Origin of the sequence: Kocuria sp. CCUG 69068 (assembly GCF_020833785.1) — a bacterium.
Classification (GTDB): domain Bacteria; phylum Actinomycetota; class Actinomycetes; order Actinomycetales; family Micrococcaceae; genus Kocuria; species Kocuria rosea.
In genome coordinates, this window is the sequence record NZ_PDDL01000007.1 from 15,123 (window position 1) to 28,111 (window position 12,989).

The following is a 12,989-nucleotide window of genomic DNA, read 5'->3' on the forward strand; positions in this document are numbered from 1 at the left end:
ACCCTAGGAACTCACTCATGTCCAAGATCACCTCCGTCCGCACCACCGACGTCCGCTTCCCCACCTCCCTCGAGCTCGACGGCTCGGACGCCGTCAACGTCGACCCCGACTACTCCGCCGCCTATGTCGAAGTGAGCACCGACGACGGCGAAACCGGCTACGGGCTGGTCTTCGACTGCGGCCGCGGCAATGAACTGATCACCGCCGCCATGGACAGCTACGGGGAGCTGCTCGTCGGCCGGGACACCGACGAACTCGTCAACAACCTGGGTGATGCGTCCCGCCGGCTGGTCCACGACTCGCAGCTGCGCTGGCTCGGCCCCGAGAAGGGCGTCTCCCACATGGCCTGCGGTGGCCTGGTGAACGCCCTGTGGGACATCCGCGCCCGCCGTGAGCAGAAGCCGCTGTGGCTGCTGCTGAGCGAGATGTCCGCCGAGGAGCTGATCAGCGCGGTGGACTTCACCCACATCCGCAACGCCCTGACCCCGGAGGATGCCGCAGCGATCCTGGCGCGCGGTCAGGAGGGCAAGGCCGACCGCATCGCCGAGCTGAAGAAGGACGGCTACCCCGCATACACCACCACCCCCGGATGGCTGGGCTACAGCGACGAGAAGCTCGTGCGCCTGTCCCGGGAGGCGGTCGAGGCCGGCTTCGGGATGATCAAGCTCAAGGTGGCCGGCAGCATCGAGGACGACCGCCGCCGCCTGGGCCTGGCCCGCGAGGCCGTGGGCCCGGACGTACGCATCGCCATCGACGCCAACCAGCGCTGGGAGGAGCAGGAAGCGATCGACTGGGTCAACCAGCTGCAGGACTTCCAGCCCTACTGGATCGAGGAGCCGACCAGCACGGACGACATCCTCGCCCACGCCGCCATCCGCAAGGGCGTCCACCCGGTCAAGGTCGCCACCGGCGAGGCCGTGCACAACCGGATCATCTTCAAGCAGCTGCTCCAGGCCGGGGCGATCGACGTGATGCAGATCGACTCCACCCGGGTGGCCGGGGTGAACGAGAACATCGCCAATCTGTTGCTGGCGGCGCAGTTCGACGTCCCGGTCTGCCCTCACGCCGGGGGAGTGGGGCTGTGCGAGCTGGTCCAGCACTTCTCCTTCTTCGACTACGCCGCCGTCACCGGCACCATGGAGAACCGGGTGATCGAGTTCGTGGACCACCTGCACGAGCACTTTGTCGAGCCCGTGGTGGTCGCCGACGGCCGCTACCAGGCGCCCACTCTGCCGGGCAACGGCGCGGAGATGCTGCGGTCCTCGGTGGATCGCTGGACCTTCTCCTCCGGTGCCGGCTGGCAGGACGTGCTGGCCCGCTGAGGCCAACTGACCCCGGCTGATTCCGACCCCTCTCGAGGAGATTCCATGAACACCGTGATCCGTCCCGCCACGACCGCCGCCGAGGTGGACCGGGCCGCCCGCGCCGCCCACCAGGCGTACCTGGTGTCCGCCGCCCAGACGCCCGCCACCCGGGCGTCCTGGCTCACGGCCCTGGCCGAGGCCCTGCGCGCCCACGACGACGAGCTCGTCGGCCTGGCCGCGGAGGAGACCCACCTCGCCGAACCCCGGCTGCGCGGGGAGCTCAAGCGCAGCGCCTTCCAACTGGACCTGTTCGCGCAGGAGGTCCGCACCGGGGTGGCCCTGGACGCCGTCATCGACCACGCCGACCCGGACTGGGGGATGGGCCCGCGCCCGGACATCCGCCGCGTCAACGTGCCCCTGGGCGTGGTGGGCGTCTTCGGCGCCTCCAACTTCCCCTTCGCCTTCAGCGTCATGGGCGGGGACAGCGCCTCGGCCCTGGCCGCCGGGTGCGCCGTCCTGCACAAGATCCACGGCGGGCATCTGAGGCTCGGTCTGCGCACCGCCGAGATCGTCGTCGAGGCGCTGGAGAAGGTAGGCGCCCCACAGGGACTGTTCGCCGTGCTCGAGGGCCGGGAGGCGGCCACCGCGCTGGTCGACCACCCGTTGGTGAAGGCCATCGGGTTCACCGGTTCCACCGCCGGCGGCCGGGCGCTGTTCGATCGGGCGGCCGCCCGGCCCGAGCCCATCCCCTTCTACGGGGAGCTGGGCAGCATCAACCCCGTGTTCGTGCTCCCCGCAGCGTGGGAGCACCGCTGGCAGGAGATCCTCACCGGCTACGCCGGGTCCTTCACCATGGGCATGGGCCAGTTCTGCACCAAGCCCGGGGTGCTCTTCGTCCCGGACACGGGCGAGACGGAGCAGGTCCGGACCACCCTGACCTCGGCCCTGGCCGATGCCCCGCTGGCGAAGCTGCTCACCCCCGGGTTGCGTGAGTCCTTCGGCCAGGCCCGTGATGAGGTCGCCGCGCTCGAAGGCGTGCAGACGCTCGTGGCCGGCTCTGACGAGGAGGTGCCCGACCCGACCGTCCTGGCCGTCGACGCCGAGCAGGTCCGGCGGAACCCCGAGGTGCTGCACCGGGAGATGTTCGGCCCGGCCACAGTGCTCGTGCGATATCGGGAGGCCGCTGACCTGCCGGCCCTTGCCGAGCTGATGGAGGGACAGCTGACGGCCACCGTCCACGGCGACGAGGAGGACGACAGCGCTGCGCTGGTGGGCACCCTGACCGGCAAGGCCGGCCGGGTGCTGTTCAACGGCTGGCCCACCGGGGTGACCGTCTCCTACGCCCAGCACCACGGCGGTCCCTACCCGGCGACGACCACGAACACCACCTCGGTGGGCACGGCCTCGATCGGGCGGTTCATGCGCCCGGTGTCCTACCAGGACCTCCCCGACGCCGCGCTGCCGCCAGCCCTGCAGGAGGCCAATCCCTGGGGGATCGCCCGCCGCGTGGACGGCCGGTTCGAACCCGCCGAGTCGGAAGGAGCCGGCGCATGAGCGCGCAGCACAGCACCCCGGACACCGCTCCGGTGCCACAGCTCGACCCGGCGAGCGTCCTGCCTGCCGACCACGAGCGGGCACTGCTGGTGGGGCGGGTGTGGGACCCGGAGACCGGGGGCCCGCGCCCTGTGCTGGTGGCCGGGGACCGGCTGGTGGACCTGTTCCCCGTTGCCCGGACGGTCTCGGAGCTGTTCGACGCGCCCGACCCCGCGGCCGTGCTCGCGGCGGCGGACACGGGACCGGCCCGGACATGGGACCTGGCCGAGGTCCTGGCCGCCACGGCCGCCGGCTCGGAGACGGCGGCCACCCTGCTGGCTCCGGTGGACCTGCAGGCGGTCAAGGCGTGCGGGGTGACATTCGTGGACTCCATGATCGAGCGCGTCATCGAGGAGCGCTGCGGCGGCGACTTCGCCCAGGCCCAGCAGATCCGCGCCCACGTCCTCGACGCTCTGGGCGGGAACCTCGCCGGCCTGAGGCCCGGTTCGGCGGAGGCGGCCCGGGTCAAAGAGGTCCTGATCCGGGAAGGTTTCTGGTCCCAGTACCTGGAGGTGGGCATCGGCCCGGACCCGGAGGTCTTCACCAAAGCCCCGGTGCTCTCGGCCGTCGGCTGCGGAGCACGCGTGGGCATCCCGGCCTTCTCCTCCTGGAACAACCCCGAGCCCGAGCTGGTGCTCGTGGTGGACAGTGGGGGCACTGTGCGGGGGTGCACCCTGGGCAACGACGTGAACCTGCGCGATGTCGAGGGCCGCAGCGCCCTGTTGCTGGGCATGGCCAAGGACAACAACGCCTCGGCCGCTCTCGGCCCGTTCGTGCGGGTCTTCGACGAGTCCTACACCCTGGACGACGCACGCACCGAGACCATCGAGCTCACCGTGCGCGGGAGCGGCGGCTACGTGCTGCACGGCACCAACAACGTCTCCCGGCTCAGCCGCCCCTTCGAGGAACTGGTCGGGGCCGCCCACGGCACCCATCACCAGTACCCGGACGGGTTCGTGCTGTTCACGGGCACCCTCTTCGCCCCGGCGGAGGACCGTGACGAGCCCGGGAAGGGCTTCACGCACCAGCACGGCGACGTGGTCGAGATCAGCAGCCCCCGCCTGGGAACATTGATCAACACCGTGGCGCCGACCGAGGACCTGCAGCCGTGGACCTATGGGATCGGGCGTCTCGTCCACTACCTGACCAACGACGGAACTCTGCCGGACGGTGTGGTCAGTGACACGTCTCTGCCCGAAGGAACCCGCCGCTCATGACCGAAGCACCTGCTCCCTCCGGCCGGGCGCGCACGGACGTCTACGCCGTCCTGCGCGCCCGGATCCTGGATCTCCAGCTGCCCCCGGACAGCAAGGTCAACATCGACGCCATCGCCCGGGAGCTGGGCGTGTCCCAGACCCCCGTGCGCGAGGCACTGCACCAGCTGGAGGGCGACAACCTCATCCTCAAGACCCCGGGGAAGGGCTATCGCACCACCCCCCTGCTGGACATGGACCAGCTGCGGGAGATGTTCGAGCTGCGCCTGCTCATCGAACCGTGGGCGGCGCGGTCGGCCGCCGTCAACCGGTTGAACAACCCGCACCGCGCCCTGGCGGCGGGACTGCAGCACTTCATCTCCGGCGCCGAGACGGAGGCCAGCACGCGGCACCTCCTGGTGGCTCACGACATGCAGTTCCACGACGAGATCCTCGGCGCCAGCCACAACGAGTTCGCCCACCAGGCGATGCGCGCCACCCACTGCCACCTCCACCTCTTCCGCCTCTACCCGGCGGACTGGACCGGGGAGCAGACCATCCAGGAGCACGGGGCGATCGTGGAGGCCATCCGCGACTGCGACCCCGACGCGGCGGAGAACGCCATGCACGAGCACCTCATGGGCGCCTACCACCGATTCGCCGGGGCGTTCGCCTCGGAGGACGAGGCCGGCCCCCGCCCGGCGACGGTCGCCCGGCTCACCTGAGCGGGGCACGGAACAGGCAAGGAGCACGAATGAACACCTTCATCGATCTGCGCGTGGTCGTCACGGGCGGGGCCTCCGGCATCGGCGCCGCCGTCACGGCCCAGCTGCTGGCCCGCGGCGCCCGCGTGGCCGTCCTGGACCTCACCGTCGACGCCGTGGCGAAGGGGGCCGTGGGGCTGCGGTGCGACGTGGCCGATCGCTCCTCGGTCCAGCAGGCCGTCGACACCGCGGCCGAGACGCTGGGCGGCATCGACGTCGTGGTCAACAACGCCGGGGTGGGTGCGCTGGGCACGGTGGCCGACAACGACGACGCCGAGTGGTCCCGCGTGCTCGACGTCAATGTCACCGGCATCGCCCGCGTTTCCGCCGCCGCCCTGCCGCACCTGCGCCGCTCCCGGACGCCGGCGATCGTCAACACCTCCTCGATCGCCGCGACCCACGGACTGCCCGACCGGGCGCTGTACTCGGCGAGCAAGGGCGCGGTCGCGGGTCTGACCCGCGCCATGGCCGCGGACCACCTGCGGGAGGGCATCCGCGTGAACTGCGTCAGCCCCGGCACCGCGGACACCCCCTGGGTCGGCCGGTTGCTCGAGGCGGCCCCGGACCCCGCGGCCGAACGCAAGGCCCTCGAGGCCCGGCAGCCCCACGGTCGGCTCGTCACGGCGGAGGAGGTCGCCGCCTCCATCCTCTTCCTGGCCGATCCTGCCAACGGCTCGACCTCCGGCACCACGCTGCCCGTGGACAGCGGCATGCACGACCTCCTGCTGCGACCGGCCACCTGATCCCCGTCGCCCCACCCGGACGCCACCGTCCCCTCGACCCGAAGGACTGCTTGTGGAACTGATGAGACTGGGCCCCATGGGCCGCGAGAAGCCCGCCGTGCGCCACGAGGGGACGATCTACGACCTCTCCGGGGTCACCGCCGACATCGACGGCCGCTTCCTCGCCGACGGCGGCATCGACGCGGTGCGCCAAGCGCTCGCCGGGAGATCCCTGCCGCAGCTGCAGGACGCGGAGTCCCTGCGGATCGGGCCGCCGGTGGCCCGGCCGGGGGCCGTGGTGTGCGTGGGACAGAACTACGCCGCCCACGCCGCCGAGACCGGTGATCCGCCTCCCAGCACGCCGATCATCTTCTTCAAGCACCCCAACACGGTGGTAGGGCCCGACGACGAGGTGGTGATCCCTCCGGCCGCCGAGAAGGTGGACTGGGAGGTGGAGCTGGCCGTGGTGATCGGCCGCCGGGCGTCCTACCTGTCCAGTCACGAGGAGGCGCTGGCGTGCATCGCCGGTTACACCGTGAGCAACGACGTCTCCGAGCGGGACTTCCAGATCAGCCAGTCCGGGGGTCAGTGGTCCAAGGGCAAGTGCTGCCCCACGTTCAACCCGCTGGGCCCGGTGCTCGTGCCGGCCGAGGAGCTGGGGGACCCGCAGGGGCTGCGGCTGTACTCGACCGTCAACGGGGAAGTCCGGCAGGACTCCAGCACCGCGGACATGGTCTTCGGGGTCGCGGAGATCGTGCGGCACCTCTCCCAGTACATGGCCCTGGATCCCGGGGACGTCGTCAACACCGGTACCCCGCAGGGCGTGGCCCTGTCCGGGCGGTTCCCCTACCTGCGGGCCGGGGACACCATGACCATCGGCATCGAGGGACTGGGCGAGCAACGGCAGACCGTGGTCGAGCACGAGGCCTCCAGCACGTCAGCCCATGACTGACATCCGGGTGCCTTGTCCTCCCGGCACGGCGTCGACGACGGGGGCCCCGTCACCCAGGAAGGCCAGGCTGAGCCGCAGCGTGCGGACCCAGCCGTCCCACCCGAGGTCGCGCCACGGCACCCGCTCCTCCGGGGGAGCGGCCAGGCGGCCGATCAGTGTGTACACCGACAGCACGGCGGCTGCGGCCAGCACCAGGAACACGAACGAGATCATGATGAGCTCCTTGCCTGCGGTGTGCCGGTCGATCCGGCCCACCCTCACGCTGACAAGCCTCCTCGTCCGGGACCTGGAGCACGAGTGGCAGAAATGACTCCCTCCGGTCATTTTCTGCCAATACCGTCGGAGTTCAGATGGTGGTGTTCAGGAGGTCGTCGCGAAGCGGCGGCGGTACTGCTGCGGGCTGAGCCGGCGGATCCGGGTGAAGTGGTGGCGCAGCGTGGCCGCGTTGCCGAAGCCCACGTCCGCGGCGATGCGCTCGACGGGCAGATCGGTCTCCTCGAGGAGCTGCTCGGCCCGGTGCAGGCGCCGTGCGGTGATCCAGGCGTGCGGGGTGGTGCCCGTCTCGTCACGGAACCGGCGGGCGAAGGTGCGCGGTGACATGGCGGCGCGCCGGGCCAGGGCGTCGACGTCGAGCGGCTCGTCGAGGTGCCCCACGATCCAGGTGAGCAGCGGGTCCAGGGTCTCGGCCCGGCGCTCGGGGACCGGGTCCTTGATGAACTGGGCCTGCCCGCCCTGGCGCTGCGGCGGCACCACCATGCGCCGTGCCACGGTGTTGGCGGCCGCCGAGCCGAACTCCTGGCGCCACAGGTGGAGGCAGGCGTCGAGACCCGCGGCGGTACCGGCGCTGGTGAGGACGCTGCCGTCCTCGACGTAGAGGACCTCGGGCACCACCTGGGCGGCGGGGAACCGCTCGGCCAGCTCCGCGGTGTGCATCCAGTGGGTGGTGCAACGGCGGCCGTCGAGCAGGCCGGCGACACCCAGGACGAAGGCGCCCGAGCAGATGGACAGGAGCCGGGCGCCACGGTCGTGGGCCGCGCGCAGCGCGTGGATCACCTCCTCCGGGACCGGGATGTCCCGGGACATGGCCGGGAGGACCACGAGATCCGCCGCAGCCACCCGGTCGAGGCCGTGCTGGACCGCTATGTCGAAGCCGGCGATCGTGCGGACCGGCCGCCCGTCGGGGCTGCACACGGCGAAGTCCATGACCGGCAGGCCGTCGCCCGAGCGGTCGATCGCCCAGGCCTCGCAGGCCACCCCGAGCTCGAAGGGGGAGACCTCGTCGAACACGATGACGGCCACGTTGCTGATCATGGGTCCATGCTCCCAGCGGACCGGCAGGAAGTCGACGACAGTATGAAAAATGACAGTCGCGGCAGGACGGGCACGCGAGGAGAATCGGTGCTGGCAGGACCGAGGCGCGGGCGATGAAAACAGGGCGGTGGAGGATGGAGAGCACAGGCGAGGGCGAGCGTCGGAAGGTGGCGGTCCTGGGGGCGACCGGGCAGCTGGGCGCACGGGTGGTGACACATCTGCGCGAGCGCGGCGTCGACATCGTCGAGGTGTCTCGTGGGCAGGGCGTCGACGTCTACTCCGGTGACGGCCTGGACGCCGCGTTCGAGGGGGTCTCCACCGTGGTGGAATGCCTGCACCTGGCGACACTGTCCCGCAAGCGCGCCGTCGACTTCTTCACCACCACCGCACGCAACGTGGCGGCGGCGGCACAGCGAGCAGGGGTGTCCCGGATCGTGTGCGTCACGATCCTCAACGCGCGGGAACCCGAGGTGCACCGGTGGATGGGCTACTACGCGGGCAAGGCCGCGCAGGAGCAGACCTACCGTGCCGGGCCCGTCCCGGTCACGTTCGTGGCCTCGGCGCAGTGGTACGAACTGGCCGAGACCCTGCTGTCGCAGCTGCGTATCGGCCCGCTCACCGCGGTTCCCGGGATGCGCTCCCGGCCGCTGGCCGCCGACGAGGCCGCCGCATTCGTCGCCGACCGTGCCCTGGAGCCCGGCGGCTCCGCGACCTCCGACGACGCCGTCATCGCGGGGCCCGAGGTCCGCGACATGGCGGATCTGGCTCGTGCGATCGGCCAGCACCATGGAGGACGTCGGAAGGTGCTCCGGGTGCCGGTGCCGTTCACCGCTCTCGGCAACGGCGGCCTCCTGCCCCGAGGAGACTTCACGACCGCCCCGACCCGGTTCGAGGACTGGCTCCGCGGCACCTCGTGAGGCACGGCCGTCCCTGCTGCTACCCGATCGGTGTCGGCGGCCGTTGCCCGCCGAGCACGGCGAGCACGTTGTCGGCGGCGAGCACCGCCATGGCGGTGCGTGTCTCCACCGTGGCGGAGCCCAGATGCGGTACCAGCACCACGTTGTCGAGCTCCAGCAGCTCGGGATGCACCTGGGGCTCGTGCTCGTAGACATCCAGTCCGGCGCCCGCGATCCGGCCCTCGCGGAGGGCGGCCGCGAGCGCCGCTTCGTCGACGATCGGTCCGCGCGCGGTGTTGATGAGGTACGCCGAGTCCTTCATCGCCGCCAGTTGCTCGGCGCCGATCAGGTGGTGCGTGGCGGGCCCGTAGGGACAGTGCAGCGACACGACGTCGGAGACGGCCAGCAGCTCGTCGAGCTCGACCCGCCGGGCACCCAGCTCGGCGGCGATCCCGGGATCGATCTCGCTGCGCGACCGGTAGACGATCTCCATGCCGAAGGCCTTGGCCCGGCGCGCGGTCGCCTGCCCGATGCCGCCCATGCCGACGACGCCGAGGGTCTTGCCCTGCAGGCCGTTGCCGAGCAGGAAGAACATGCCCCACTTCCAGTCCTGACCGGAGCGGATGAGCCGTTCCCCCTCGCCGAGACGGCGGGTCGCCATGAGGATCAGACCGAAGGCGATGTCGGCGGTGGCGTCCGTGAGCACGCCGGGGGTGTTGGTGGCCACGACGTCGCGTTCGCTGCAGGCGGGCACGTCGATGTTGTCGTAGCCGACGGCGACGTTCGCGACCACCTTGAGCTGCGGGCCGGCGGCGTCGAGCAGCTCGGCGTCGACGCGCTCGGTCAGCAGGCTCACCACGGCGTCGGCGCCGGCCACCCGGTGCAGGAGCTCCTCGCGGCCGATCGGCTCCGACCCCGGCCAGGCATCGACCTCGTGGGCGGCGCGGAGCTTCTCGATCGCGGCGTCGGGCACCCGTCCCGTGACGACGACCCGGCTCATGCCGTCTCGATCCACTCGCGCAGGCGGCCGAGGCCGTCGCGGATGTCGGGGACGTCGATGCCCGAGTAGGCGAGCCGGATGTACTGCCGGTCCTCGTCGGGCTGGCGCCGGCCGAAGTGCTCCCGCGTGCAGAAGGAGACGCCGGTCTGGTGCAGCGCTGCCGTGGCGAAGTCACCGACTGCCGTGTAACCCATGCGCTCCATGGTCTGGGTGACGTCGGGGAACAGGTAGAACGTCGACTGCGGTACGGCCACGTGCATGCCGGGGACGGCGTTCACGAGCTCGCAGGCGGCATCCCGGCGCTCGCGCAGGATGTCGAGCGTCTGCTGCACGGGTTCCTGGGGGCCGCGGAGTGCTTCGATGCCGGCCCACTGCACGTAGTGCGTGGTGCAGGACTCGTCGTTGGTGTTGAGCATGCCGAGCACCGTGGCGATCTCGGACGGCGCGACGGCGCAGCCGAGGCGTGAGCCGGTCATGGCGAACTTCTTGCTGAACGTGTAGAGGATGACGGTGCGCTCGGCCATGCCGGGGAGCGACGCGATCGAGTTCGAGACCCCCTCGTAGCGCGTCTCGAAGTAGGCCTCGTCGGAGAGCACCCAGAGATCGTGCTCCTGGGCGAGCTGCGCGACGGTCTCGCGCTCGGCCGCCGTCGACTCGGCCGAGATGGGGTTCTGCAGGTCGTTGTAGATGATGGCGACCGTGTTCGGGGTGATCGAGGCGCGCACCCGGTCGAGGTCGATCGCGAAGCCGTCCTCCGTGGGGAGGTAGCGGTACGGCACCGATGTGCCCCCGAGGTACTCGATCTGCGACTCGTAGATCGGGAAGCCGGGATTCGGATAGAGCACCTCGTCGCCGGAGTTCATGACCGCCTGCAGGAACTTCGTGATGACGGGCTTGCCTCCCGTCATCACGACGACGTTCTCGGGGCTGAGGCCGATGCCACGGCGCGAGCCGATGTCCTCGGCGAGGGCCTCGCGCAGCTGCGGGATGCCGGGGCCGGGGCAGTAACCGGTGTGACCGTCGGTGATGGCCCGGTCCATCGCCTCGATGATGTGCGGGGCCGTCGGGATGTTGATGTCGCCGAGGTGGAAGGGGTACACGCGGTTCCCTCCCGCCGTCCAGGCGGCCGCGGCCTGGGCGACGCTGAAGGCGGTTTCGGTGCCCAGACGTTCGAGCCGGTGCGCGAGTTGGCGCATGCTGTCCCACTCCTCGTCGAGTTGGCGATCGATCCTCCGGCGGATCCGGGTCGAGCATACGACTCATATATCAGCCTGGGAAGAGCGGCTTCAGGATGATGTCCTACATGGAGGCAACGAGCGCCGAGCGACCTAAAGGTTCATTCAAGTGCTCACTCTGTCATTCACTCCTCATTCAGGCACAATGAGTGAGTGACAAGTGAATGAGAGAACGAGTGGGGGAGTTCCGTGAGCGAAACACACGAGGTCGTCGCCGATCTCCGTCGTCGCGGAACCGAGCCCACGCAAGTGGAGGTCAAAGCGGCGGCGGGAGGAATGCCGAAATCCCTTAAGGAGACCCTGAGTGCCTTCAGTAACGGGGAGGGAGGCATCGTTCTCCTCGGACTGAGTGAGGACGAGGACTTCACGCCGGTGGCGTCGTTCGACGCCGATGCCATCCGGGATGCTGCGGCAGGCATGGCGGCGGACTCCATGACACCCGCGGTGCGGTGCGAGATCGCCATCGAGCCGTTCGAAGGAGCCCGCATCGTCCGGATCGACGTCCCGGAGATGAACTCCGGCGAGAAGCCGTGCTACGTGACGGCCCGGGGTGTCTACGGAGGTTCTTACCTCCGCGTGGGCGACGGTGATCGGAAACTGACCCAGTACGAGGTCACTCAGCTTCTCGCCAACCAGGGCCAACCCACCGATGATCAGCAGCCGGTCAGGGAGGCCGCGCTCGCTGACCTCGACCCCCAAGCGGTCTCCGCGCTGCTCACCCGCGTGCGGGAGCGCTCCCCTCGGGCCTTCGCCGGAGTGTCCGACGACGTCGCTCTCACCCGCCTGGGCGTACTGGTGCGGGACGGTGAGAACCTCGTTCCGTCACTGGCGGGCCTGCTGTGCCTGGGCATCTACCCGCAGCAGTTCTTCCCGCAGCTCAACGTCACCTTCGTGGCGCTGCCGGGAACCACCATGGGCGAAACCACCCAGGACGGACGACGGTTTCTCGACAACCAGACCGTCGACGGTCCGCTGCCGGTCATGGTGCAGGACGCAGTGGCCGCGGTGGAGCGCAATATGCTGCGTGGCGCCGTCATCCAGGGGGCTGGACGGTCGGACCGATACGAGTACCCGCTCGAAGCCGTGCGCGAGCTCGTGGTCAACGCCCTGATGCACCGGGACTACGGGCCCTTGGCCAGGGGGACCCAAGTGCAGATCGAGCTCTATGCAGATCGGCTCGTCGTCAAGAACCCGGGTTCGCTTTACGGCGGCGTCGAGGTCGGGGGGCTCGGCGCGGATGAGATCACGTCCTCGCGCAACGGTCTGCTTGCTCGTCTGCTCTCCGACGTCGAACTCCCGGGCCGGCGCGAGGTGGTCTGCGAGAACAGGGGGTCGGGCATTCCCCGGATCATGGCGACGCTGCGCGCTGCAGGCATGACCCCGCCCGAGTTCGAGGCCACGCTGAGCCACGTCAAGGTCACCGTTCCCCGGCATGCCCTTCTCGACACCGACACCGTGGAATGGATCGCCTCCCTGGGCGTCACCGGCCTCACCGATGCCCAGCACATGGCCCTGGCGATGCTCCACCACGGCACCGAGGTGTCCAACGAGCGGTTGCGCAGTTGGGGACTCGACAGCCGGGAAGCCACCGCGGCACTCACCGACCTCGTGGACCGGGGGCTGGCCGAGCGTTCTGGCGGGAGACGTTATGCCCGGTATCAGCTCTCACCGGACGTCGCGCTGTCTTCCCGAGTGGCCGGGCCCGATGTCGACCCATCGAGCCCACCCGAAAGGTCGGCGCCTCGACCCGGCGGGACGATCGTCCTGGACGAAGACTTGGAGTCCGTGTTGCGTGCTGTGGGTGCGGAGGGCCTGGATGCCACGCGACCGGTGGCCGCCCACCTGGGATGGACCTACAGCCGGACGCTGAGCCGGATCAACGAGCTCATCGGCCGTGGCATGCTCGAGGCTACGGCTCCTCCCACCAGTCGCAAGCGCCGGTACAGGGTCACGGCTGAAGGTGTTCGACGCCTTTCGGTGTCCTGAGGCGCCCCGTAACGAGACTCGGGTGTGCGGTTC

The 12,989-nt window shown here is 70.3% G+C and carries 12 protein-coding genes; 8 read left to right on the plus strand and 4 right to left on the minus strand.

The genetic code is table 11. The features are described from left to right. Positions 1–17: 17 nt before the first annotated feature. From CRM73_RS02455 to CRM73_RS02480, 6 genes are read left to right on the plus strand one after another with little or no spacing between them, the layout of a single operon-like run. Entirely contained in the window at positions 18–1,322 is a 1,305-nt protein-coding gene (locus CRM73_RS02455; protein ID WP_109221516.1) for an enolase C-terminal domain-like protein, read from the plus strand. A 6-nt stretch (positions 1,323–1,328) separates the two neighbouring features. Continuing rightward, positions 1,329–2,858, plus strand: a complete 1,530-nt coding sequence (locus tag CRM73_RS02460) for an aldehyde dehydrogenase (NADP(+)) (RefSeq protein ID WP_260987090.1) — start codon at positions 1,329–1,331, stop codon at positions 2,856–2,858. Beyond that, positions 2,855–4,114, plus strand: coding sequence for a fumarylacetoacetate hydrolase family protein (locus CRM73_RS02465; RefSeq protein WP_109221514.1), 1,260 nt, complete (start codon positions 2,855–2,857; stop codon positions 4,112–4,114). Before CRM73_RS02460 ends, CRM73_RS02465 begins: the two co-directional genes overlap by 4 nt. Next, positions 4,111–4,815 (plus strand): GntR family transcriptional regulator, encoded by a 705-nt coding sequence (locus tag CRM73_RS02470; RefSeq protein ID WP_229586697.1) that lies wholly within the window; start codon positions 4,111–4,113, stop codon positions 4,813–4,815. The genes CRM73_RS02465 and CRM73_RS02470 overlap by 4 nt, the downstream gene beginning before the upstream one ends. Before the next feature lie 29 nt (positions 4,816–4,844). Then, positions 4,845–5,597: an SDR family NAD(P)-dependent oxidoreductase gene (locus CRM73_RS02475; RefSeq protein ID WP_109221512.1), complete on the plus strand. Its 753-nt coding sequence runs from the start codon at positions 4,845–4,847 to the stop codon at positions 5,595–5,597. A gap of 52 nt (positions 5,598–5,649) precedes the next feature. After that, the gene (locus tag CRM73_RS02480) at positions 5,650–6,528 is read left to right on the plus strand and encodes a fumarylacetoacetate hydrolase family protein (protein ID WP_229586699.1); all 879 of its coding nucleotides are present in this window, start codon (positions 5,650–5,652) and stop codon (positions 6,526–6,528) included. Here the strand turns inward: CRM73_RS02480 and CRM73_RS02485 are convergent. Together CRM73_RS02485 and CRM73_RS02490 are read right to left on the minus strand one after the other, a co-directional pair. Continuing rightward, entirely contained in the window at positions 6,514–6,789 is a 276-nt protein-coding gene (locus CRM73_RS02485; RefSeq protein WP_229586700.1) for a hypothetical protein, read from the minus strand. The genes CRM73_RS02480 and CRM73_RS02485 overlap by 15 nt on opposite strands. 99 nt (positions 6,790–6,888) lie before the next feature. Next, a complete protein-coding gene (locus tag CRM73_RS02490; RefSeq protein ID WP_229586701.1) occupies positions 6,889–7,839 on the minus strand; it encodes a helix-turn-helix domain-containing protein in 951 nt (316 codons plus the stop codon). Positions 7,840–7,973: 134 nt separating this feature from the next. On the opposite strand from CRM73_RS02490, the gene CRM73_RS02495 reads away from it, so the two are divergent. Continuing rightward, positions 7,974–8,756 (plus strand): NAD(P)H-binding protein, encoded by a 783-nt coding sequence (locus CRM73_RS02495; RefSeq protein ID WP_229586702.1) that lies wholly within the window; start codon positions 7,974–7,976, stop codon positions 8,754–8,756. Between the two features lie 19 nt (positions 8,757–8,775). Here the strand turns inward: CRM73_RS02495 and CRM73_RS02500 are convergent, their stop codons facing one another. Together CRM73_RS02500 and CRM73_RS02505 are read right to left on the minus strand one after the other, a co-directional pair. Continuing rightward, positions 8,776–9,735, minus strand: a complete 960-nt coding sequence (locus tag CRM73_RS02500) for a D-glycerate dehydrogenase (RefSeq protein WP_229586703.1) — start codon at positions 9,733–9,735, stop codon at positions 8,776–8,778. Next, positions 9,732–10,931, minus strand: a complete 1,200-nt coding sequence (locus CRM73_RS02505) for an aminotransferase class I/II-fold pyridoxal phosphate-dependent enzyme (protein ID WP_229586704.1) — start codon at positions 10,929–10,931, stop codon at positions 9,732–9,734. Before CRM73_RS02505 ends, CRM73_RS02500 begins: the two co-directional genes overlap by 4 nt. A gap of 228 nt (positions 10,932–11,159) precedes the next feature. On the opposite strand from CRM73_RS02505, the gene CRM73_RS19870 reads away from it, so the two are divergent. Continuing rightward, a complete protein-coding gene (locus CRM73_RS19870; protein WP_229586705.1) occupies positions 11,160–12,956 on the plus strand; it encodes an ATP-binding protein in 1,797 nt (598 codons plus the stop codon). Positions 12,957–12,989 lie beyond the last annotated feature (33 nt).